19 protein-coding genes are annotated in these 23,259 nt (G+C 63.1%); 14 read left to right on the forward strand and 5 right to left on the reverse strand.

Features of this window, described 5'->3' with window-relative positions:
* The first annotated feature begins 90 nt into the window (after window positions 1-90).
* Window positions 91-312 (forward strand): cbb3-type cytochrome c oxidase subunit 3, encoded by a 222-nt coding sequence (locus QIW53_RS25435; RefSeq protein ID WP_371052328.1) that lies wholly within the window; start codon window positions 91-93, stop codon window positions 310-312.
* A gap of 149 nt (window positions 313-461) precedes the next feature.
* Here QIW53_RS25435 and QIW53_RS25440 read toward each other — a convergent pair whose 3' ends face one another.
* Window positions 462-902, reverse strand: a complete 441-nt coding sequence (locus QIW53_RS25440) for a carboxymuconolactone decarboxylase family protein (RefSeq protein WP_371052330.1) — start codon at window positions 900-902, stop codon at window positions 462-464.
* A 204-nt stretch (window positions 903-1,106) separates the two neighbouring features.
* Between QIW53_RS25440 and pdxR the strand changes: the two genes are divergently transcribed.
* From pdxR to QIW53_RS25455, 3 genes are all read left to right on the forward strand, one after another.
* Window positions 1,107-2,540, forward strand: a complete 1,434-nt coding sequence (pdxR, locus tag QIW53_RS25445; protein ID WP_371052331.1) for a MocR-like pyridoxine biosynthesis transcription factor PdxR — start codon at window positions 1,107-1,109, stop codon at window positions 2,538-2,540.
* 123 nt (window positions 2,541-2,663) lie between these two features.
* Window positions 2,664-2,957, forward strand: a complete 294-nt coding sequence (locus QIW53_RS25450; protein WP_371052333.1) for a putative quinol monooxygenase — start codon at window positions 2,664-2,666, stop codon at window positions 2,955-2,957.
* A 120-nt stretch (window positions 2,958-3,077) separates the two neighbouring features.
* A complete protein-coding gene (locus tag QIW53_RS25455) occupies window positions 3,078-3,482 on the forward strand; it encodes a cupin domain-containing protein (RefSeq protein ID WP_371052334.1) in 405 nt (134 codons plus the stop codon).
* A gap of 195 nt (window positions 3,483-3,677) precedes the next feature.
* Here QIW53_RS25455 and QIW53_RS25460 read toward each other — a convergent pair whose 3' ends face one another.
* A complete protein-coding gene (locus tag QIW53_RS25460) occupies window positions 3,678-8,570 on the reverse strand; it encodes an NAD-glutamate dehydrogenase (RefSeq protein WP_371052335.1) in 4,893 nt (1,630 codons plus the stop codon).
* A gap of 515 nt (window positions 8,571-9,085) precedes the next feature.
* On the opposite strand from QIW53_RS25460, the gene QIW53_RS25465 reads away from it, so the two are divergent.
* The 10 genes from QIW53_RS25465 (at window position 9,086) to QIW53_RS25510 (ending at window position 22,451) form a co-directional block, all read left to right on the forward strand.
* A complete protein-coding gene (locus QIW53_RS25465) occupies window positions 9,086-9,439 on the forward strand; it encodes a hypothetical protein (RefSeq protein WP_371052336.1) in 354 nt (117 codons plus the stop codon).
* Window positions 9,440-9,679: 240 nt separating this feature from the next.
* A complete protein-coding gene (locus QIW53_RS25470) occupies window positions 9,680-10,639 on the forward strand; it encodes an AAA family ATPase (RefSeq protein ID WP_192302915.1) in 960 nt (319 codons plus the stop codon).
* Between the two features lie 5 nt (window positions 10,640-10,644).
* Window positions 10,645-11,589: a DUF58 domain-containing protein gene (locus QIW53_RS25475; RefSeq protein WP_371052338.1), complete on the forward strand. Its 945-nt coding sequence runs from the start codon at window positions 10,645-10,647 to the stop codon at window positions 11,587-11,589.
* On the forward strand, window positions 11,586-12,080 hold the full coding sequence (locus QIW53_RS25480) for a DUF4381 domain-containing protein (protein ID WP_371052339.1): 495 nt from the start codon (window positions 11,586-11,588) through the stop codon (window positions 12,078-12,080). The genes QIW53_RS25475 and QIW53_RS25480 overlap by 4 nt, the downstream gene beginning before the upstream one ends.
* On the forward strand, window positions 12,073-13,152 hold the full coding sequence (locus QIW53_RS25485) for a vWA domain-containing protein (protein WP_371052340.1): 1,080 nt from the start codon (window positions 12,073-12,075) through the stop codon (window positions 13,150-13,152). Before QIW53_RS25480 ends, QIW53_RS25485 begins: the two co-directional genes overlap by 8 nt.
* The gene (locus QIW53_RS25490) at window positions 13,149-14,885 is read left to right on the forward strand and encodes a tetratricopeptide repeat protein (RefSeq protein ID WP_371052341.1); all 1,737 of its coding nucleotides are present in this window, start codon (window positions 13,149-13,151) and stop codon (window positions 14,883-14,885) included. The genes QIW53_RS25485 and QIW53_RS25490 overlap by 4 nt, the downstream gene beginning before the upstream one ends.
* Window positions 14,882-16,522, forward strand: coding sequence for a BatD family protein (locus QIW53_RS25495; protein WP_371052342.1), 1,641 nt, complete (start codon window positions 14,882-14,884; stop codon window positions 16,520-16,522). Before QIW53_RS25490 ends, QIW53_RS25495 begins: the two co-directional genes overlap by 4 nt.
* 453 nt (window positions 16,523-16,975) lie before the next feature.
* Window positions 16,976-18,220 carry an exonuclease SbcCD subunit D C-terminal domain-containing protein gene (locus QIW53_RS25500; protein WP_371052343.1) on the forward strand — a complete coding sequence of 415 codons (1,245 nt, stop codon included), beginning with the start codon at window positions 16,976-16,978 and terminating at the stop codon, window positions 18,218-18,220.
* A complete protein-coding gene (locus tag QIW53_RS25505; RefSeq protein WP_371052344.1) occupies window positions 18,217-21,858 on the forward strand; it encodes an SbcC/MukB-like Walker B domain-containing protein in 3,642 nt (1,213 codons plus the stop codon). The genes QIW53_RS25500 and QIW53_RS25505 overlap by 4 nt, the downstream gene beginning before the upstream one ends.
* The gene (locus QIW53_RS25510; protein WP_371052345.1) at window positions 21,855-22,451 is read left to right on the forward strand and encodes a glutathione S-transferase; all 597 of its coding nucleotides are present in this window, start codon (window positions 21,855-21,857) and stop codon (window positions 22,449-22,451) included. Before QIW53_RS25505 ends, QIW53_RS25510 begins: the two co-directional genes overlap by 4 nt.
* Window positions 22,452-22,455: 4 nt before the next feature.
* Here the strand turns inward: QIW53_RS25510 and QIW53_RS25515 are convergent, their stop codons facing one another.
* The 3 genes from QIW53_RS25515 to QIW53_RS25525 all read right to left on the reverse strand — a co-directional run bounded on the left by QIW53_RS25515 (window position 22,456) and on the right by QIW53_RS25525 (window position 23,163).
* Window positions 22,456-22,713, reverse strand: a complete 258-nt coding sequence (locus tag QIW53_RS25515) for a hypothetical protein (protein WP_371052347.1) — start codon at window positions 22,711-22,713, stop codon at window positions 22,456-22,458.
* Window positions 22,710-22,922 carry a hypothetical protein gene (locus tag QIW53_RS25520; protein ID WP_368558581.1) on the reverse strand — a complete coding sequence of 71 codons (213 nt, stop codon included), beginning with the start codon at window positions 22,920-22,922 and terminating at the stop codon, window positions 22,710-22,712. Before QIW53_RS25520 ends, QIW53_RS25515 begins: the two co-directional genes overlap by 4 nt.
* 115 nt (window positions 22,923-23,037) lie before the next feature.
* Window positions 23,038-23,163 carry a hypothetical protein gene (locus QIW53_RS25525; RefSeq protein WP_371052349.1) on the reverse strand — a complete coding sequence of 42 codons (126 nt, stop codon included), beginning with the start codon at window positions 23,161-23,163 and terminating at the stop codon, window positions 23,038-23,040.
* Window positions 23,164-23,259: the final 96 nt, after the last annotated feature.

Raw genomic sequence — 23,259 nt, forward strand, 5'->3', positions numbered from 1 at the left:
TGATGGCCTACAACGTCTGGCGCACCGTGCGGGTGGCGGACGTGCGCCTGGCCGAACGTGAAGCGCAGATTGCCTGACGGGAGGCTTGAGATGGGCGAGATACTTTTGGATTTACTGTTTGTCGCCGGGTTGTGGCTGGCAGTCGAATACTGCTTGAGACAGGAGACTGCGCAGAGCCTTGACGACGCCAGCCTGATCCCCTTCGCCGACGATCCGGAGGTGGCCAAGCGCGTGGAAGTGGCGACGGGCAAGGTGGTGAAGGCCGTGGCACCGGAAGAGCCGAAGCCTGGTTGGATCAACCTCGAAATCTGATCCGACACAAATCCCCTGTAGGAGCGGACTTGTCCGCGATGGAGTCCCAGACACCACTGGGTGCCAGGCAGTCGGCACCATCGTTGACGTCCATCGTCGGAACGCCGCCCAGGGCAACCTCGCTCCTACAGGAATAAATGACCGACAGATCAGTTGCTCGGCGCCTGCCGAAAGCTCACCGCCAACCGATTCCAGCTGTTGATGGTGGTGACGGCAATGGTCAGGTCCACCAGTTCGCCTTCGCTGAAATGTTGCCGGGCCTGCTCGTAGACGTCGTCCGGCACATGGCTGTCGGCAAGCAAGGTCACCGATTCGGTCCAGGCCAGCGCCGCGCGCTCGCGGGGAGTGAAGAAGTTGCTGTCGCGCCAGACCACGATGGAATACAGGCGCCGGTCGCTCTCACCGAGACGTCGTGCATCCACCGAATGCATGTCGGTGCAAAAAGCGCAGCCATTGAGCTGGGAAGCGCGGATCTTGATCAGGTGCAGCAATTCCGGCTCGATGCTCAGGTGGCTGGTCAGCGCCTCCATGGCAATCATGGCCTTCATCGCCTTGGGCGATGCGCTGTAGTAATCCAGGCGGGAAGTCATGAAAAGCCTCGGGGTCGATGGGTCGTTCTCAAAATTAGGCGCTGACGCCTGAAAGTGACAGAGCCAATTACGCGAAAAACCACTGAGCCATTGCCTGAAAAGACCAATCCCCGATTTTTCGACTACGCAACTTCTGCGCAACAACGCTTGCGGGTAATCTTGCGCGACACAAGCGCGCGACAATTGCCCCAGGAGCCCGTCGGTATGGAACTTCATGTTGTCATCAACGGCCGCAAGGACCTGGCAGGCCAGTTGTACAACCAGTTGCGCGACGCCATCGAATCCGGCCGCCTGGCCGCCGGCACGCAGTTGCCGCCCAGTCGCCTGCTGGCTGAGCAGTTGGGGATTTCGCGCAAGACCATTTCCGACACCTACGCGCAGCTGACCTATGAGAACTACCTCACCGGGGTCACCGGCAAGGGGACCTTCGTCAACACCCGGCCGGCGAAAGCTCAGCCCAAGCAGAACCACACGCAACTGGCGAGCGCCGAGGTCATCGAGTCCTGGCGCAACCTGCCGGTGTTCCTGCGTCACCCGACCCTGGAAGGCTCGTTGCGTTATGACTTCATCGGTGGCGCGACCAGCAAGGGCCAGTTTCCCCAGGACGACTGGCGACGCTGCACTGCCCACGCGCTGCGCCAGATCGCCGGCTCCAAGGGGTTCTACAGTTATGCCGAAGGCCTCCCGGCGCTGCGCAACGCCATCGCCCGGCACATCGCATTTTCCCGTGGGGTGAACTGCCAGGACGAAGACGTGGTGGTGTGCAACGGCGCGCAGCAGGCGCTGGACCTGATTTCCCGGGTGATGACACGCCCCGGCAGCATCGTTGCCATGGAAGACCCTGGCTACCCGCCCGCGCGCCTGCTGTTCGGCACCCACGGCGCCACGGTGGTCGGTGTCCCGGTGGACGCCGAAGGCATTCAGGTCGACAAGATCCCCGACGGCACCCGCCTGATCTATGTGACCCCTTCGCATCAGTTTCCCCTCGGCATCGCGATGAGCCAGGTTCGCCGAGCGGCACTGCTCGAACGGGCCCGCGAATTGGGCGCGATCATCATCGAGGACGACTACGACAGCGAATTCCGCTACGAAGGCCGCCCCACCGACTCCCTGCAAAGCATGGACGAGCACGGGATCGTCGCCTACGTGGGGACCTTTTCGAAGACCCTGCTGCCGGAATTGCGCCTGGGCTACATGATTCTCCCGCCGGCGATCCTCGACGCCGTGGTCCGCGCCAAGCAACTGACCGACCTGCACACCTCCACCCTGCCCCAATGGGCGCTGGCCAAGTTCATCGCCGAAGGTTGCCTGCTCAAGCACATCCGGCGCTGTCATACGATCTATGCCGGACGGCGCGAACGCCTGCTGTCGCGTGTTGCCGGGGATCTGGCCCCCTGGCTCGAAGCGATCCCGAGCACCGCCGGTTTCCACATGACGCTTAGATGCAAAACACCTATCGATATGCCGTTGTTGGTCGAACTGGCGAAAAAAGTCGAAGTCGGCCTGTACTCCATCGAGCCCTTCTACTACCAGCAAACGCCGCAGGCCGGCCTGCTCATGGGCTTTGGCGCCATTGAAACCCTGGACATCGACACCGCCCTGGACCGGCTGCGGGACCTCTTGCAGCAGCTGGCGTAAGGCATTGGCCTGCGGTTTTATCCGGCGATTGGCTATTGGCGGTCCGGGAGTGCAGGCCTATTCTGCATGGGCGTTGTCCCTCAATGAGCAGGATTCGTCCGGCCTGATTCAGGAGTGTGAGTAATGTCCAACGAAGTGATCAATACCGTAAAGGTGCAGGCCGTCTCCGGTCGCTCGGAAGAGCTGGGCAAGCAACTGCAAAAGATTGTCGAAACCCTGCGCGAGTTACCGGGCTGTGAATCCTATATGGTCGACCGCTGCCCCGAGGACAGCAACCGCTGGAACGTCAGTGCCCGCTGGCAATCGGAAGCGGCCATGCACTCGCATTTCAACACCCCGCAAGCCCAGGGCTTCATTGAACTGATGGATTGTCAGCTGGCGAACGCCGTGGACTTCAACAGCTACCCGCTGCGCTGATGCAACCGATGTGGGGATCGGCTCATTGGTCCCCTTGCCTTCCAGAGTATTGGCTGTTTGATTCCCCCTGCTGGCGGACTAACGTTGGTACTGCCAATCAACCACCGCAGGTGAAGAACAATGAAAGCTTTGCGTCTGCTCGCTGCCCCGCTCGCCCTTCTCGTCCTCAGCGGCCCGGCTTTTGCCCACGACCCTTCGGAAAAAGTCACGATCCTGCAGGATGAAGTCCTCAAGAACGTTCCGGACAAAAAAGCCCTGATGCTTGAAGTCGACTACAAACCCGGCCAGTCGTCCATCGCCCACAAACACGAAGGCACCGCCATGGCCTACGTACTCTCGGGAGCGATCGTTTCCCAGGTCAAGGGTGAACCGGCAAAAACCTACAAGGCCGGTGAGTACTGGTATGAACCGGCAGGTTCCGAGCATCTGGTGTCGAAAAACGCCAGCAAGACCAAGCCCGCCAAGCTGCTGGTGTTCATGGTGCTGTCGCCGGACGAGAAAGTGTTGATACCGCTGGAACATTGAACAGACACGCGAGCGGTAACCCCAGTGTCGGAGCGGGCTTGCTCGCGATAGCGGTAGGCCTGCGGACAACTCAGCAGACTGTGCCGCCGCCTTCGCGAGCAAGCCCGCTCCCACAGGGTTTTTGCGGCGAGCCCGATTTCGGCCATAAAAAAACCCCGTATCTTTCGATACGGGGTTTTTTCATTCAACGTCTGATCAGGCCGGTTCCAGCTCCGCGCTGGCCTGGGCTGCTGCAGGCACTACCGCTTGCCCGCTCAACGCCAGATCCAGCAACTCACGGTTGGCGACCGCATACATGGCGTAGTCCGTACCGCTGGCGGCACGGATTTCCACCAGCATGGAGCGCCAGCGCTCGATCATGCTCTCGTGTTGCGCGATCCAGGCGTCCAGACGTGCTTCCACCGAGGCTTCGCACAGTTGCAGGACCGAGATGGTGATTGCGCGCTGTTGCCAGTCGACATCATCGCGGAACGCTTCACGGGCCAGGGCCTGCCAGTTGTTTTCAACCGGCAGGGCGCTGATCTGTTGCAGGTACCAGGTGATGTCCAGCTTCTCGCCCACGGCGAAGTAGGCCTTGGCCACTTCCGCAGGGTCCTGGCCGGTCACGTCGGACGCCTCGATGACAGGCAGCAGGGTGTACAGGTGCGAAGTGCCCGCCACCATCCGTGCCAGCAACTCTGGCACACCCGCCTCGACGTACGCCTGGTAACGCTTCTGCCAGCCCTCGCGGGTCGGCCCTTCCAGCAGTTCGTCGAGCTTCAGGCCCAACTCCTTGAGGTGCGGACCAAAATGCGCAACGTCACGGGCCGCATTCTGCTCGTTGCGGCGCGCACGCAGGAACCAGCGCGTGGCACGACGGCCCAGGCGCATCAGTTCGTCCATCATCTCCAGTTGCACGTCAGCGGACACCTTGTAGTCCAGGGCTTCGATCTGACGGAACCAGTGCGGGAGGTGGAAAATATCCCGAACGATGACATACGCACCCGCCACGTTCGCCGGGCTCATGCCGGTCGACTCCTTGAGTCGCTGAACGAAGGTGATACCCATGTGGTTCACCAGATCGTTGGCGATCTGGGTGCTGACGATTTCGCGCTTCAGGCGGTGACGGCGCATGGCTTCGGAGAACTTGCTCACCAGCGTTGGCGGGAAAGCGGTTTCCATGTCGCGGGTCAGGTAGTCGTCATCCGGTACCAGGGACTCGAGCAATTGTGCCTTGAGGTCGATCTTGCTGTAGGAGATCAGGACCGACAGTTCCGGACGCGTCAGGCCATGGCCCGCCGCGACGCGTTCGTTGATCTGCTCTTCGGCCGGCAGGAACTCGATGGCGCGATCCAGCTTGCCGCGACCTTCCAGGTCGTTCATCAGGCGCTTGTATTCGGCGATGCGCGGCAGGGCACGGCGAGCCGCCAGGGACAACGCCTGGGTCTGCTTGTAGTTGTTGCCCAGCACCAGGCCACCGACTTCGTCGGTCATGCTCGCCAGCAACTGGTTGCGCTGCTTGTCGGTCATGTCGCCAGCCTGAACCACTTCGTTCAGCAGGATCTTGATGTTCACTTCGTGGTCGGAGCAGTCCACGCCACCGGCGTTGTCGATGAAGTCGGTGTTGGAACCGCCACCATTGAGCCCGAACTCCACACGACCCAGTTGGGTCATGCCGAGGTTACCGCCCTCGCCCACGACTTTGCAGCGCAGCTCGTTGCCGTTCACGCGCAGCGCATCGTTGGCCTTGTCGCCGACATCGGCGTGGCTTTCGGTGCTGGCCTTGACGTAGGTCCCGATACCGCCGTTCCACAGCAGGTCGACCGGCGCCTTGAGCAAGGCATTGAGCAACTCGGTCGGGGTCAGCTTGTCGGCCTTGATGTCGAAACGTTCCTGCATCTGCGGGGAAATCGCGATGCTCTTCGCGCTGCGCGAGAAGATCCCGCCGCCTTCGGACATGATGCTGGTGTCGTAATCCGACCACGCCGAACGTGGCAGGTCGAACAGGCGCTGACGCTCGGCGAAGCTGGTCGCCGGGTTCGGGTTCGGGTCGATGAAGATGTGCAGGTGGTTGAACGCCGCGACCAGTTGCAGCTTGTCGGACATCAGCAAGCCGTTGCCGAACACGTCACCGGCCATGTCGCCGACGCCCACCACCGTGATGCTGTCTTCCTGGACATTGATGCCGCGCTCGCGGAAGTGGCGTTGTACGCCGACCCACGCGCCCTTGGCGGTGATGCCCATCTTCTTGTGGTCGTAACCGGCCGAGCCGCCGGAGGCGAAGGCGTCGCCGAGCCAAAAACCGTAGTCGATGGCGATGCCGTTGGCGATGTCGGAGAAGGTCGCGGTGCCTTTGTCGGCGGCGACGACCAGGTACGGGTCATCGTCGTCATGCCGCACGACGTTGGCCGGCGGAACCAGCGCGCCATCCTTCAGGTTGTCGGTGATGTCCAGCAACCCGGAAATGAAGATGCGGTAGCAGGCGACGCCTTCGGCCGCGATCTCGTCCCGGCCACCGCCCAGTGGCAGGCGACGTGGCAGGAAACCACCCTTGGCGCCCACGGGCACGATGACCGAGTTCTTCACTTGCTGGGCTTTTACCAGGCCCAGCACTTCGGTGCGGTAGTCTTCCTCGCGGTCGGACCAGCGCAGACCGCCGCGCGCGACGTTGCCGAAGCGCAGGTGCACGCCTTCGACCCGTGGCGAATACACGAATATCTCGAACTTCGGCACCGGCTTGGGCAGTTCTGGAATCAGGTGCGGGTTGAACTTGAAGCTGAAGTACGACTTGTTCTGGCCGTTGGCGTCGGTCTGGTAGAAGTTGGTGCGCAGGGTCGCCTTGATCAGGTCCAGGTAACGACGCAGGATGCGGTCTTCGTTGAGCACCTGAACCTCGTCCAGCGCCGTCAGAATCGCTTGTTCCAGACGTTGCTGCTTGTCGTCCAGGTCGTCGCCGCTGAGCTTGCGCGCCAGGTAGAAGCGGGTCTTGAACAACCGGGTCAGTTCGCGAGCGATGTCGGTGTGGTTGTTCAGGGTGCTGGCGATGTAGCCCAGGTCGAAGCCCAGACGGATCTGCTTCATGTAACGGGCGTAGGCACGCAGCAGCGCCACGTCGCGCCATGGCAGGCCGGCAGTCAGCACCAGGCGGTTGAACGCATCGTTCTCGGCATCGCCACGCACGATGTGGACGAAAGCGTCCTGCAGCGTGTCGTTGAGCTGCTGGATATCGAGGTCCAGGCCTTCGGCAGCGGTGAACGCGAAGTCATGGATCCAGAACTCGCGGCCATTGGTGTGACGCAGGCGGTACGGGAACTCGCCCAGCACGCGCAGGCCGAGGTTTTCCAGAATCGGCAACACGTCGGACAGCGCCAGCGGGGTGTCGGCGTGATACAGCTTGCAATGCAGCTCGCGCTGGCCGGAGACCTGACCCAGCGGCTGATAGAAGCTCATCACCAGCGGATTTTTTTCGTTCAGGCTCAGCAGGTGCTGCATGTCGACCACCGCCGAATGCGCCGCGAAACGCTCGCGGTAACCGGCCGGGAAGCCTTTCGGGTAGTCAGCCAGCACGTTGGTGCCGTGGGCTTCGCCGAAGCTCTCGACGGTCAGCGCCGCGTAATCGTCCTGCCAGCTGCGGCAGGCCTGGATCACTTCGTTTTCCAGTTGCTGCGGGTCGATGTCGATGCGGTTTTTCGGGTCCACGCGCAGGATCAACTGCACACGGGCCAGCACGGACTCGGAGAAGAAGGTCCAGAACTCGCAATCCGAGGCTTTCAGGCGATCCATCAGCACTTGCTGGATCTTCTGGCGCACTTCGGTGGAGTAGATGTCGCGCGGCACATAGGCCAGGCAGTAGCAGAAACGGCCGTACGGGTCCTTGCGCAGGAACACGCGAATCTTGTTGCGTTCCTGGATCTGCACGATCGACATCACGGTGCTGAACAGCTCGTCCACCGGGGTCTGGAACAGATCGTCCCGTGGCAGCACTTCGAGGACCTGTGCCAGCTCCTTGCCCAAGTGAGCCTTGGCCTGAAAGCCGGAACGGCGCTCGATTTCCGCGACCTTGCGGCGAATGAACGGGATCACCCGCACGCTTTCGCCGTACACCGAGGAGGTGTACAGGCCCATGAAACGGCATTCCTTGATGACCTTGCCGTCGGCGTCGATTTCACGGATCGACACGTAGTCAGGGTAAGCCGGACGGTGAACACGGCTCGGGTGCGCGGCCTTGGCGAACGACAGCAGGGTCGGCTCGCGCAGGTAGTTCACGGCGTAGTCTTCGATGCGGCGGTCTTCATTGGTCAGGCCGACGCGCAGCAGCTTGGTCAGGCCGAGGAAGGAGTTCTGGTCGTACTCGATGTGGCCGCCATCGGCCTGATCGGTGACCACGAACTCTTCGTAGCCGAGGAAGGTGAAGTGGTTGCCCACCAGCCATTCCAGGAAACTCTTGATTTCGTTCTTTTCTTCGGCATCGACGGCGAAACGGCTGTTGTCCAGGTTGGTCAGAATTTCCTGGACCTTGGCCTTCATCGGCTCGAAATCGGTGACGGCGACGCGCACTTCACCCAGCACCTGCTCCAGCTCTTTGGCCAGTACGTTCAGTTCGGCGGTGTTGGCGCAGCGGTCGATTTCCAGGTACATCAACGACTCTTGCAGCACGTCGTCGCCCTGGGTGCCTTTGGGCAGGATTTCCAGCAATTCGCCCTTGCTGCCACGACGCACGCTGAGCACGGTGGTCTGCAGGGTGTGAATGCTGTAGCCGCGGCGGTTCAGCTCGGTGCGCACCGAGTCGACCAGGAATGGCAGGTCGTGGTGCAGCACTTCGACCGCGGTGTGGGTCGACTGCCAGCCGTGGCGTTCGTAATCGGGGTTGTAGACGCGCACTTGCGGTTGCGCGTGATCGAAGCGCTCAAGCAGGCGCCACGCAGAAAGGGTACAGCCAGCGAGGTCGGACAGGCGACGCTGGGTCAGCTCGTCCAGGGAAATGATGCCGAAGAATTGTTCAGCGAACAGCGCCACTTGTGGCAGTGCCTGTTCACTGATGTGCTGCGCCAGTGCCGCTTGCAGTTGGTGCTGGAAGTCGGCTTTGCTGGCTGCGGTGAAGAACGCCATCTGTGGTACTCCGCTTGGGCTTGTTATTGATTGAAGCGTCGCGTGCAACACCCCTTTCGGGGCGATCCGTCATCCTGTTCCTGATTCTCGGGCAGAGGAAACAGGGTGACAGGTGGATGAAGCTGGACGGGACACTCAGGTCACATTCACCTTCCGTGAATGGGCATCTGCAAAAACCACTGTGCGATCAATTGCACACTCTCTTTACAGGCAGGTCTTTACAGGTATCCATTCGATGCGCAGCTTAACCAGTGCGGCAAGGCCGCTGCTTGCAGTGCTGCGACATATTCGGTCATCGGAATGCAGCTGGCGCGACATGCCTCGGACAACACTAGCAGCCGCAAGGGAAATTGGGCGTTTTATCCCCGTATTTACGGCACTGGCGTACCAGAAATGACCGACAGGACAGCGGATGTTCACGAAGGATTCGTCGAGTCAGCCAAGCAGAAATGCCCAAGGGCTGGCAGAATTGCCTTTTGTCGCTTTCACAACGCTCGTCGAGCCAGGAATTCCCCATGCAAATGACCACCGCCCTGTTGATCGTCAACCCGTGCGACGACGAAGAAGACAACATGGCCATGCTGGCCTGCCACAGCAACCAGGGGGAAATGTTCCTGATGACCCGCTATCCGGACGAGGACGAGCTGGAAATCACCCTCGACGGCGAACCTTCGACCCTGGACGGCGTGAAAGTCACCCTCAGCCCGACTCGCCTGCTGATCGAAATCGCCGCCGCGGATGCCGACGCGCTCAATGGTGATGATTCGCTGGAAATCATTCACGGCACCGATGCGGATGACCTGGCGGAGGTCGAGGAGACCTTGCGCAACATTCTCAAGGGCAGCGGGACCTACATCAGCGAGCTTTGAGGGTGTTTGGGCGGGCCCCGTCGCGAGCAGTCTCGCGCCCACAGGGGCCATGCAAACTGCCTCTTTGTGGGAGTGAGCCTGCTCGCGATGGCGCCCGCTAGGTCGCCATCGTTCCCATCATTTCCCACACTTTGCACAAAATGCCGTTAGTCGCCGCCCCCCGCGATGGATTAAAGTAACGCCCCCAGCCCTGGCGTTAATTCGAACGTCTTCGGTCTCCCTTTCCAGGAACAGTCATCGATGGAACATCGTGAAGCGCTGATCGCGCTGCGAACCTTTCTTTCAACGCAGATTCTCGGCCAGGAAAAACTCATCGAGCGCTTGCTCATCGCCCTGCTCGCCGATGGCCACATGCTGGTCGAGGGTGCACCGGGCCTGGCCAAGACCAAGGCCATCAAGGAGCTCGCCGAGGGTATCGAAGCCCAGTTCCATCGTATCCAGTTCACCCCCGACCTGCTGCCCGCCGACATCACCGGCACGGAGATCTATCGCCCGGAAACCGGCAGCTTCGTGTTCCAGCAAGGCCCGATCTTCCACAACCTGGTGCTCGCGGACGAAATCAACCGGGCGCCGGCCAAGGTGCAATCGGCCCTGCTCGAAGCCATGGCCGAGCGCCAGGTCAGTGTCGGGCGCAGCACCTACGAGTTGTCGCCGCTGTTCCTGGTGATGGCCACGCAGAACCCGATCGAGCAGGAAGGCACCTATCCGCTGCCCGAAGCTCAGCTCGACCGCTTCCTGATGCACGTGAAAATCGGCTTTCCGGACGCCGCGGTCGAACGCCGCATCCTGCAACAGGCCCGTGGCGAAGCGCTTAACGGCGAAACCAAGCCGGAACGCCGGGTCAGCCAGCAGGCAATCTTCGCCGCGCGCAAGGAAATCCTCGGCCTGTACATGGCCGACGCCGTGGAGGAATACCTGGTGCAACTGGTCATGGCCACGCGCACCCCGGCCAAGTTCGACCCGGAAATGGCCGAGTGGATCGCCTATGGCGCCAGCCCGCGCGGTTCGATCGCCCTGGACCGCTGCGCCCGGGCCCACGCCTGGCTGGCCGGTCGCGACTTCGTCAGCCCGGAGGACATTCAGGCCGTGCTGTTCGACGTGCTGCGCCATCGCATCATCCTGTCCTTCGAAGCCGAGGCCGCCGGCATTGACCAGGACCGGGTGGTCCAGCGAATTCTCGACGTCGTAGCCGTCGCTTGACCCCGATGAACGCCCACCTGCCGCCCGAGCCGGGCATCCGCATCAGCCTCGCCGACCTGATCGAGATGCGCCATCGCGTGCGCGAAGTGCAACTGTTCTCCACGCCAAGCCAGCGCAGCCCGCTGATCGGCCTGCACCACTCCAAGCTGCGAGGCCGTGGGGTGGATTTCGATCAGGTGCGGGTCTACCAGGCCGGCGACGACGTACGCACCATCGACTGGCGCGTCACCGCCCGAACCCAGGAACCGCACACCAAGCTGTTCCATGAAGAGCGCGAGCGACCGATCTTCATCATGGTCGAGCAAAGCCGTCGGCTGTTCTTCGGTTCCGGGCTGATGTTCAAATCGGTGCTCGCCGCCCAGGCCGCGAGCCTGATCGGTTGGGCGGCGCTCGGTCATAACGACCGGGTGGGCGGGCTGGTGTTCGGCGACAACGAGCACTACGAGATCAAGCCGCGCCGCAGCAAACAGAGCCTGCTGCAACTGCTCAACCGGCTGGTGCGGGTCAATCAGTCGCTGCACACCGAAACCGAACAGAATCGCGACACCCTCAACCTGGCCCTGCGCCGCGCCCGTGAAGTCTTGCGCCCGGGCAGCCTGGTGATCCTGATCTGCGACGAGCGCGCCTTGACCGAGGGCACCGAGCAGCAGCTGAGCCTGTTGTCGCGCCATTGCGACCTGCTGCTGTTGCCGGTATCCGACCCGCTGGACCACGCCCTGCCCGCCGCCGGCCTGCTGCGCTTCGCCGAACGGGGAGCACAACTGGAAGTCGACACCCTCAATTACGACCTGCGCCAAGCCTACCGCGCCCAGGCCGAGGCGCGGATCGCCCGCTGGGAACTGCTGGCGCAGAAGCTTCGGGTGTTGCTGATGCCATTGAGCACCCAGAGTGAAATGGTCGAGCAACTGCGCGAGTACCTCAACCCACAAAACGCGGGGACGGGTCGATGAGCAGCCTGGACCAGTTGCAACCGTTGATTTCGCCGCCGCCCATCAGCCTGTGGCCGCCAGCGCCGGGCTGGTGGCTGTTGCTGCTGGCACTGGCACTGATTGCGTTCGGCCTGTGGAAAGCCCGAAGCCTGCTACCGAACAAACGCCTCATCGTGCGTGCCGAACAGCCCTTGGACCCGGTGCGCCTTGCCGCGCTGGCCGAACTTGCGCTGCTGCCCAAGCCCTACGACGGCGCTCCGGCCGGCGCTTGGCTGCAACAGCTCAATGGCCTGCTCAAACGTCTGTGCCGCAACCATTACCCCTACAGCCAAAGCCACACCCTCAATGGCCGTAAATGGCTGGCGTTTCTCGACAACCGCTGCCCCGCCGCCGGTCTGACGCGCTGGATGGTACTGGTCGAAGGCGCCTACAAGCCCGAATGCAAACTCGACGACAAGGCCATCGCCGGCCTGACCCAGGCCGTCGACACCTGGATTCGCAAACATGTTTGAGTTCGCCTGGCCGTGGATCTTCGCCCTGCTGCCGCTGCCGTGGTTGATGCGCCTCGTGCTGCCGGTGGCCGACAGCGGCGAGCCGGCGCTCAAGGTCAGCTTCCTTGGCGACCTCGAAGGCCTGGCACGACGCCGGGCCCGGGCCAACCTGCCGGCCTGGCGCCAACAGGCACCGTTCATGCTGCTCTGGCTGTTCCTGCTGATTGCGGCGGCGCGCCCGCAGTGGCTCGGCGAACCGCTGCCCATTGCCGCCAGTGGCCGCGACCTGCTGGTGGCGGTGGACGTGTCCGGTTCGATGGATTTCCCCGATATGCAGTGGCAGGAGGACGAGGTCAGCCGCCTGACGCTGGTGCAACACCTGCTCGGCGACTTTCTGGAAAGCCGCGACGGCGACCGGGTCGGCCTGATCCTGTTCGGCAGCCGCGCCTATTTGCAGGCGCCGCTGACGTTCGATCGCCGTACGGTGCGGGTCTGGCTCGATGAAGCGCGGGTGGGCATTGCCGGCAAGAACACCGCCATCGGAGACGCCATCGGCCTGGCCCTCAAGCGACTGCGCCTGCGTCCGGCGCAAAGCCGCGTGCTGATCCTGATCACCGACGGCGCCAACAACGGCGGTGAAATCGACCCGTTGACGGCGGCGCGCCTGGCGGCCCGAGAAGGGGTAAAAATCTACACCATCGGCATCGGCGCCGACCCGGAGCAGTCCGGCACCCCGGGCTTTCTCGGCGTCAACCCGAGCCTGGACCTCGATGAACCGGCGCTGCAAGCCATCGCTGCCGCCACCGATGGGCAGTATTTCCGTGCTCGCGACGGCGCGCAGCTGGACGCGATCAAGGAAACCCTCGATCAACTGGAGCCCGTGACCCAACAACCGACCCAGGCCCGCCCCGCCCAGGCGCTGTACCACTGGCCGTTGGCGATGGCGCTGCTGCTGAGCATGTTGCTGGTGGTACGCGAACGCTGGCCGGACAACCCGTTGCAGCGTCTGTTCACCAAGGACCTGCTGTCGCAGACCACCCTGCCTGACTGGCGCCAGCGGCTCAGGCGCCTGCGCCTGCGGAGGCGCCGATGAGTGCGCTTTGGCCCTACTGGTTCCGGCCCTGGTGGCTGTTGCTGGTGCCGCTGCTGGGTTGGCTGCTCTGGCAACTGTGGCACCGGCAGAAGCGCGCCGGACGCTGGCAGATGATCCTGCCGCCGGTCTTCCACGCCGCGCTGCTCAGCGGCGGCAACGGTCGCGACAGCAAGTTGCCGTGGGCGGCGCTGGGCGTGGCCTGGTTGCTGACGATTCTGGCGCTGCTCGGGCCGAGCTGGGAGCGTGTCGAGCAAAACAGCCAGAAACCGGCTGACCCGCTGGTGGTGATCCTGGAGCTGACCCCGGAAATGCTCGCCACCGACGTCACGCCCAACCGGCTGGAACAGGCACGCCGCAAACTGTTCGACCTGTTGCAGAACCGCAGCGACGCGCAGACCGCCATCATCGTCTACGCCGGCAGCGCACACACGTTGGTGCCGCTGTCGGACGACCTGGCCACCAGTCGCAACCTGCTGGATGCGCTCAAACCGTCGCTGATGCCCCAGGCCGGCCATCGCGCCGACCTCGCGGTGACCAAGGCGCTGGCGTTGCTCAAGCAAGGCGCACTGGGCGATGGCCGGATCCTGCTGGTCGGCTCGTCCTTGAACGAGCTGGAACGCGAGGGCATTCAGCAGGCGCTGGAGAGCAAATCGACCCAGTTCCTGATGCTCGGCGTCGGCACGGCCGAAGGGTCGCCGATCACCCAGGAAGACGGCAGTTTCCTCAAGGACGATCAGGGCGCGATCCTGGTGCCGCACCTGGACGAGCCGAGCCTCAAAGCCTTCGTCAACGGCCTCGGCGGCCGTTATCGCCACGCACGCCTGGAAGATGCCGACCTGCGCGGCCTCGGCCTGCTGGCCGGTCCACGCAACCTGCGTGATGATGGCCAGACCCTGCGGCTCGATACCTGGGCCGATCAAGGTTACTGGCTGTTGCTGCCCCTGTTGTTGCTGGCGGCCTGTGCCGGGCGAAGGGGCTGGTTGTTCTTTGTGCCGCTGCTGTTCCTGCTGCCACAACCGAGTTACGCCTTCGACTTCAAGGATTTGTGGTTGCGTCCCGATCAGCAGGGCCTGCACCTGCTCAAGCAGAAACGCCCGGCCGAGGCCGCGCAGCATTTCGAGAATCGGCAATGGCAAGGCGTCGCGCTCTATGAGGCGGGCGACTACAGTGGCGCCGCCCAGCGCTTCGCCGAAGGCAATGACGCCCACGCCCACTACAATCGAGGCAACGCGCTGGCTCGCAGCGGTGAACTGGAAGCCGCGCTGGACGCGTACGAACAAGCCCTGGAGCTTCGGCCGGACCTGCGACCGGCGCTGACCAACAAGGCGCTGGTGGAAAACCTGCTGAAGCAGAAGAACGCGCCCAAGCAGGCCGAGCCGGAAAAAAGTCCGGACGAACCGGCCGGCGCCCCACAGGCGCCGCAGCCGGGTGCCGCCACCCCGCCGGCCAACACCGACGAATCCAGCCCCGACGCCCAGGCGCCGGCCACCGAAGCGCAGGACACGGCAACCGCACCGCCACGACCGGGCAGTAACGAAGTGCCCGGCAGCGAACTGGGCGACGAACAAAGCACCACCCCGCCCATGCGCCCGGCCAGCGATGCCATCGATGGCGAACAGCGCCAGGCGCTGGAGCAATGGCTGCGCACGATCCCGGATGATCCGGGGGAGCTGCTGAGGCGCAAATTCTGGTACGAACAGCAACAACATCAGGATCAGGAAAACATTCGATGAACCGCTTCACCGTTTTCTTCGTCAGCACGCTGCTCTGGTCCCTGCAGGCCCAGGCTGCGGAGCTGGTCGCCAGTGTCGACCGCACTCGCCTGAACTCCGGCGAAACGGTCGAGCTGACCCTGGAAACCAACGACGTCACGCAATTCGGCAAGCCTGACCTCGCGGCACTGGAACCGCTGTTCGAAGTGCGCGGCACGCGCCAGGTCAACCAGTTGACCACCATCAACGGCGACAGCCGCGCCACCACCCGCTGGATCATTACCCTGCTGCCACGCCAGAACGGCAGCGTGGTGATTGCCCCGCTGAAATTGGGCGAGGCGCAGAGCCAGCCGATCACCCTGCAAGTGGTTGAAAGCGAAACCCGCGAAGACAACGCCAACCAGGCGCCGGTTTTCATCGAAGCCAGCCTCGATCAGTCCAGCGTCTACGTGCAGGCCCAGGCGATCCTGACGCTGCGCATCTACCATTCCGTTTCGCTGTATGACGACAGCAACCTGACGCCGCTGCAGATTCCTGACGCACGTATCGAGCAGTTGGGCGAATCACGCACCTACGAAAAGGACATCAATGGCCTGCGCCACGGCGTGATCGAACTGCGCTACGCGATCTATCCGCAACACAGCGGCCAGTTGACCATACCGGCACAGATCTTCAGCGCCACCCTGGTCGACCCGCAGCCGGCCCAGGACATCGAAGCCCAGGTGCCGAAATCCGGCAAGTTGATGCGTGTCAGTTCCGCCGTACTGGCGCTGACCGTCAAGGCCAAGCCCGCGACCTATCCGGCTGATGTCCCCTGGCTGCCGGCGCGCAGCCTGAGCCTGAGTGAAAGCTGGAATCCGGAACCGGATCACGCACAGCTCGGCGACTCGCTGACGCGCAGCCTGACCCTGAAGGCCGAAGGCCTGGCCAGCTCGCAACTGCCGCCGCTACCGGCCACCGAGGTCAACGGCTTGCGGCGCTACCCCGACCAGCCGGTGCTGGGTAATCAGAACACTGAGCGCGGCCTGGTGGGCAGTCGTGAAGATCGCGAGGCCCTGGTGCCCGTGCACAGTGGCGATATCGAGCTGCCGGCTGTGGACGTGGTCTGGTGGAACACCTTCGAGGACCACCTGGAGCACACCAGCCTGCCGGCCCGGACCCTGCACGTGGCGAATAATCCGGGCCTGATCGTCGATACCCCGGCCGGCGCGCCAGCGGTCATCTCCGCTGCGGACAATGAAGCGCTGTGGTGGTGGAAACTCAGTACGCTGATCCTGGCCTGCACCACCCTTATGGGCTTCGGCCTCTGGTGGCGCGCCCGCTGGCAGCCGGCGATCCTGCGCGCCGCACAGACCGGCCCGAGCCCGCGCACCGTGCTGGACGACCTCAAGCGTGCCTGCCAGGCCAATGACACCCACGCCACCCGCCAGGCCCTGGACGCCTGGGCGCGCCAGCAACCGGAAACCCTGGCGGACATGGCCGCGCGCTTCGTCCCGCTGTCCGATGCCCTGGACGGCCTGAACGGCGCCCTCTACAGCGAAACCGGCCAGCACTGGCAAGGCGAAGAGCTGTGGCGCGCCATCCGCACCATGCCAATCGCCGAACGCGCCCAGGACCCGCTGGGCGACAGCGGGTTGCCGCCGCTTTACCCAAAATGAACAGCATCATTCCTGCCTGATCCACCGCCATCTTCGGAGCGCCGCCCGGAGCAGGCTCGCTCCCACACTGCCCAAGCTAGCGAGTACAGCGCAAATCCCTGTGGGAGCGGGCTTGCCCGCGAAGAGGCCGACAGATCCGACATCAATGGCGGCTGATACTCCGCCATCGCGAGCAAGCCAGCTCCCACACTGCCCGAGGCATGGCCAAGATACCCGGTGCAACGCATATCCCTGTGGGAGCGGGCTTGCTCGCGAAGAGGCCGGCACATCCAGCATCAATAGCGGCTGATACTCCGCCATCGTCGGAACGCAGCCCGGAGCAAACCGGCCCCCACCCTGTCCAATTTCCACGGCGAGCGTTAGGTATCACCCACGCTTTACCCTTAAACTCTTCCCCCTTCCGCCGCCGTCCATTTCCTCGCGGCCATTACCTTATTTCCTACGGAGCTCGCCTTGCGTCTGTTTCACACCTCCGACTGGCACCTTGGGCAGAACCTGCACGGCCAGGATCGCGATTTCGAGCACGGCTGCTTTCTTGAATGGCTGTTGCGTCAGCTGAAGCTGAACCAGCCCGATGTGCTGCTGATTGCCGGCGACATCTTCGACACGGTCAATCCACCGGTCAGAGCTCAGGAACGCCTGTACGATTTCATCGTCAGCGCCCACGAACAACAACCGAAGCTGACCATCGTGATGATCGCCGGCAACCACGATTCCGGCTCGCGCATCGAACTGCCGGCGCCGCTGATGCGCCGCTTGCGCACCCATGCGCTGGGTCGTGTGCTTTGGCTCGACGATGGTCAACTCGACGTCGAACGCCTGCTGCTGCCACTGCCGGATGCCAAGGGCAAAACGGTCGCCTGGTGCCTGGCGCTGCCGTTCCTGCGCCCGGCCGAAGTCACCGGCGCACATCTGGGTGACGACTACCTGCGCGGCATCGGCCAGGTGCACGAATGGCTGATAGAGGCCGCCAACGCCAAGCGAAAGAAGGGCCAGGCCCTGATCGCCATCAGCCATGCGCACATGGCCGGTGGCTCGGTGTCCGAAGACTCCGAGCGCAGCCTGATCATCGGCAATGCCGAAGCCCTGCCCGCCAGCCTGTTCGGCCCGAGCATCAGCTACGTCGCCCTCGGCCACTTGCACAAGCCGCAAAAGGTCAACGGTGAGGAGCGCATTCGCTACAGCGGCTCACCGATCCCGTTGTCCTTCTCGGAGATCGCCTATCAGCACCAGATTCTCGACATCCAGATCGATGGCGAAAAACTGGTCAGCGTCGAGCCCCGGCTGATTCCCCGCGCCGTCAATCTGCAACGCATCGGCCCTGCCCCATTGGCCGAGATCCTGTTGCAACTGGCCGACCTGCCCAACGTCGATTTGCTGGCGGACATCCAGCGCCAGCCGTGGCTGGAAGTGCGGGTGCGTCTCGACGAACCGCAGCCCGACCTGCGCAACCAAGTGGAGACCGCCCTGCAGGGCAAGGCCGTTCGCCTGGTGCGCATTGCCGCCGAGTACGCCGGCACCGGCAGCCGCGATGGCGTCGCCGACGGCGCGGCCTTGATCGAACTCGACCAGCTCACGCCCCAGGAACTGTTCAGCCGCGCCTGGCAGGACAACTACGGCAGTGAGGTCGACGCGCAAACGCTGAAGGACTTTGCCGAGTTGCTGCAGGACGTGCAGATGGAGCAGGAGCAGCCATGAAAATCCTCGCCATCCGCCTGAAAAACCTGGCCTCGCTGGCCGGCCCGTTCGAAATCGACTTCACCGCCGAACCCCTGGCCAGTGCCGGCCTGTTCGCCATCACCGGGCCTACCGGCGCGGGCAAGAGCACCCTGCTCGATGCCTTGTGCCTGGCGCTGTTCGGTGCCGTGCCGCGCCTCAACAGCGTGCAGGGCTCGGCCAAATCCCCCGACGTCGACGGTGAAATCAACACCGACGACCCCCGCACCCTGCTGCGCCGTGGTACCGGTGACGGATACGCCGAAGTGGACTTCGTCGGCATCGATGGTCGGCGCTATCGCGCACGCTGGGAGGCCAATCGCGCCCGGGACAAAGCTGCCGGGCGTTTGCAAGCCAGTCGCCAAAGCCTGCGTGACATCGATGAAGACCAGTTGCTCGCCAGTCAGAAGACCGAATTCAAGACGCGAATCGAATCCGTCCTGGGCCTTAATTTCGAGCAATTCACCCGCGCGGTTCTGTTGGCACAAAGTGAGTTCAGCGCATTTCTCAAGGCCAACGACAACGAACGCAGCGAACTGCTGGAAAAGCTCACCGACACGGCGTTGTACACACGCCTGGGCCGGCGGGCTTTCGACAAGACCAAGGATGCCCGCGAGGCCCACAAGCTGTTTCAGGATCAGGCGAGCGGCGTGACGCCATTGACGCCAGAGGCGCGGGCCGAACTCGATGAGCGTTTCAATCAGGCGCAGCAGCAGCTCAAGACTCGACAGGCGCAACTCAAGCAACTGGAGCTGCAGCACGCCTGGCTGAAACAGCTGGGCCAATTGCAGGACGAACGGCTCAGCGCCCACGAGCAACTGTCCAGTGCCGAGCAGGACTGGCAACAACTGGCCGGCGAACGCCTGACCCTGACCCGCCTGGAACAACTCGCGCCGCAGCGCCATCAGTTTGCCCGTCAGCGCGAACTCAAGGCCCAGCTCACACCGCTGGCGGCGCAGATCGAGCAGCACACCCGGCAGGAACAGGGTTTACAGGCGCGTCAGACGCAACTCGAACAGAGCCTGGTTGCCGCGCAAGCCGCGCTGATCGAAGCCCAGAACCAGCACACCTCTTGCGCGCCGCTGTTGCGCCAGGCCTTCGAAGCCCAAAGCACCCTCGCCCGCCTGACCCGCGAAGCCGGTCTCAGCGCGGACCTCAGGCAGCAAGCCGAATTGGCCTGCACCGACGGGCAGAACACCCTTCAAGGTCTGCTCGACCAGCAGCAACGCGTGGCCGAGCGCCTGCAACAGATTGCCGCCGAGCTTGAGCAAAGCACGCCGCTGGCGCCGATCAGCGAGGCCTGGAACGCTTACCGCGACCGCTTGCAGCAGTTGATGCTGATCGGCAATCGCCTCAACAAGGGCCAGGCCGAACTGCCCGCGCTGGAGCAGAACGCCAGCCTGGCCAGCGCCGAATGGGCAGCGCAACAACAACAGCTCGAAGTGCTGTACCAGGAAGCCGGCGCCGAACCTGAAGCGGTGACGGAACAGATTCAGTTGCTCGGCAACCTGTTGCAGGACAACCGCAAACAGCTGCGCGCCCTGGAAGAACTCACGCGTCTGTGGAGCAGCCAGCAGGCGCTGGATCAACGCCTCGCAGAATTGCAACAACGTCAGGCCAGCGCGCTCCAGGAACGCGAGCGCCTGACCCAGGACGGGGTAAAGACCCGCAACGAACTGGCGGTCGCCGAACAGACCCTGAGCGTCACTCGCGAGCTGCTCGAGCGCCAGCGCCTGGCCCGTAGCGCCAGCGTCGAAGAACTGCGCGCGCAACTGCAGGACGACCAGCCCTGCCCGGTGTGCGGCAGCCCGGATCACCCCTACCACCAGCCCGAAGCACTGCTGCAGAGTCTCGGCCGCCATGACGAAAGCGAACAGGCCAACGCGCAGACAGCGGTGGATTCGCTCAAGGAGAAGCTCACCGATCTGCGCACCGAGGTCGGCGGCGTGATCGCCCAGCAAAAGGAACTGCTGCAACAGCAGGAACACCTGCTCGCCCAGCAACAGGGCATGGCGTCGGAGCTTGAGGCGCACCCGTTGTCCGCGCAGCTGTTCAATCAGGATCACGCCAAACGGGATGCCTGGCTGGCCCAGCAGAACAGCCAGTTGAACCAGAGCATCAGTCAGGACGAACAACGTCAAACCGCCCTGCTGACCCTGCAACAGGACGCCGCGCGCCTGCAGCAGCAACTGCGCGATGCCGAGACTGCCAGCCAGCAGGCCAGCCAGCACCTGATCAATCAGCAGCGTGAGCTGAGCAACGATCACCAGCGCCTGGACGAGGAACTGAACGCGTTCAGCAGCCTGCTCCCGGCCGACACACTGGAGGCCTTGCGCGTCGAGCCGGCCGCGACCTTCATCCAGCTTGATCAACAGATCGCCCAGCGTCTGGAACAACTCGATCAGCAGCGCGACGAACTCGGCGAGCAGCAACAACGCCAGCAGACGCTGGAGAAGGAACAGGACCGGCAACTGACCCGCGTCCAGCACCTCGAAGCGGCGCAACAGCAATTCGCGGCGCTCGCCGATCAGCAGCAGGTCTGCCAGCAGCAATTGGCACAACTGCTCGGCGAGCACAGCAGCGCCGAACACTGGCAACAGGCGCTGGATCAGGCGGTCGAACAGGCGCGCCAGGCCGAAGCCACGGTCAATCAGGACTTGCAGGCGGTGCGCACGCAACGGGTGCAACTGGCAGCCGAACTCAAGGCTCAGCAGGAGCGCCTGATCGCCCTGGAAGGTGAAGACCAGCAACTGGGCGCCAGCATTGGCGACTGGCGGGCACAGCATCCGGAACTCGATGACAGCGGCCTTGAACAACTGCTGGGCGTCGACGACCAGCAGCTCGGTCAATTGCGCCAACGCCTGCAGCAAAACGAAAAGGCCATCGAACAGGCCAAGGTGCTGCTGCAAGAACGCGAGCAGCGCCTGGCCACTCACCAGGCACAGCTCAATGGCAACCTCGACGCCGAGCAGTTGGCCAGCGCGCTCGCCGACCTGCAACAGCAATTTACCGTCAGCGAACAGCTGTGCGCCGAGCTACGGGCCGAACAGGCCGAGGATCAACGCCGGCAAAACGCCAATCAGGCGCTGGCGCAACAAATTGCCCAAGCCTATGCCGAGTACCAACGCTGGGCTCGGCTCAATGCACTGATCGGATCTGCCGACGGCGGCACTTTCCGCAAGATCGCCCAGGCCTACAACCTCGACTTGCTGGTGCATCACGCCAACGTGCAGTTGCGCCAACTGGTGCGGCGCTACCGGCTCAAGCGCGGCGGCAGCATGCTCGGCCTGCTGGTGATGGACACGGAAATGGGCGATGAGCTGCGTTCGGTGCATTCGCTGTCCGGCGGCGAAACCTTCCTTGTGTCGCTGGCACTGGCGCTGGGCCTGGCATCGATGGCATCGAGCACGCTCAAGATCGAATCGCTGTTCATCGACGAAGGCTTCGGCAGCCTCGATCCGGAGTCGCTGCAACTGGCGATGGACGCCCTCGATGGCTTGCAGGCCCAGGGCCGCAAGGTCGCGGTGATCTCCCACGTACAAGAAATGCATGAACGGATTCCGGTGCAGATCCAGGTGCAGCGCCAGGGCAATGGCCTCAGCACCCTGGAGGTGAAGTGACCACCCTCTACTCCTTCCGCCGCTGCCCGTATGCCATGCGCGCCCGCATGGCACTGCGCTATTCGGGCGTGGCGCTGGAGGTGGTCGAAGTCAGCCTCAAGGCCAAGCCGGCCGAAATGCTGGCATTGTCGAGCAAAGGCACGGTGCCGGTGCTGAACGTCGAGGGCCAGGTGATCGATGAAAGCCTGGAGATCATGCGCTGGGCGCTGGAACAGAACGATCCGCAGGATTGGCTGCTCAAGGATGACCCGCACAGGCAAGCGGCAATGGCAGCCTTGATCGACGAGAATGACCAGGTGTTCAAAGTGCACCTCAATCGCTACAAATATGCCGAGCGCTATCCCGAGCAGCCGATGGCGTTCTATCGCAGCGAAGGTGAGCGATTCCTAGGCAAGCTGGAGCAGTTGCTGGCGCAGCACGCCTATTTGCTGGGCACTCAGCCGAGCCTGGCGGACGTGGCGCTGATGCCGTTCGTTCGGCAATTCGCGCACGTCGATCGCGAGTGGTTTGCGCAGACGCCGTATGTGCGGTTGCAGGCGTGGTTGCAGGGGTTTCTGGAATCAGAGTTGTTCGCCGCCATCATGAAGAAATAACCCTTCAGGCAAACACCTCACACATCTGTACCGCCGAGCAATCAATCTGGAACGGACCGAAAAAATCGCCCTGGCGTTTCACCGGCGGATTGCCGGCCAGCAGGCCCATGGCCTTGGCGGTTTCAATGTTGTGCGCGAGGTTGTGATTGGCCTCTATCGAGCGTGCCACCGAGCCGGCGGAGCCGTGGGCAAAGCCGAGCAACGAAGGCCCGTTGGTCATGAACGCCAGGAAGGCAACGACCCAGAGTCTGACCCCTTTCATATCCCTGCCACTCCGGCCGCGTCGACGTGATCGACCACGGCGTTTTGCACGCGATGTTCGAACTGGATGCCTGGGTGAGCGACCTGGATCGGTGCGTCCATGTCACGTTGAGATTGCGCCGAAAGGCTGACGACCAACACCAGCGCCACGTAAAGACCGATGGCCAGGTAGGCGCCGTATTTGGCTGAAGTAAGAATGCTGCTGGCCATGATGTTCTCCGTGGGCATGTTTCGATGTCCACAGAATCGATCAAAAAAGCAGTGATAACCACTCAGGGTTATCCATAGTGACCATCAGCTTTATTGATCATTGAGCCAGTCTATATCAGCCTTCAATAAAACTTATCATGCGCTCGCGCGCAGCATCGGGCTCGCCCGGAATGGGCGTGTGAGCGGACAGGATGGGGCTTGAATAGAGGCAGAGAAGTACCATGGCCAGACGCATCGCCATACTGTCGATCCTTTTTATGGGGGGAAGGAGTCAGAACGTCAGCGACAAATCTAAACATATGGCCATGTGATATCAAGCATTGCACTGATAGCACTG

Source organism: Pseudomonas fluorescens (assembly GCF_041354075.1).
Taxonomy (GTDB): Bacteria; Pseudomonadota; Gammaproteobacteria; order Pseudomonadales; family Pseudomonadaceae; genus Aquipseudomonas; species Aquipseudomonas fluorescens_CE.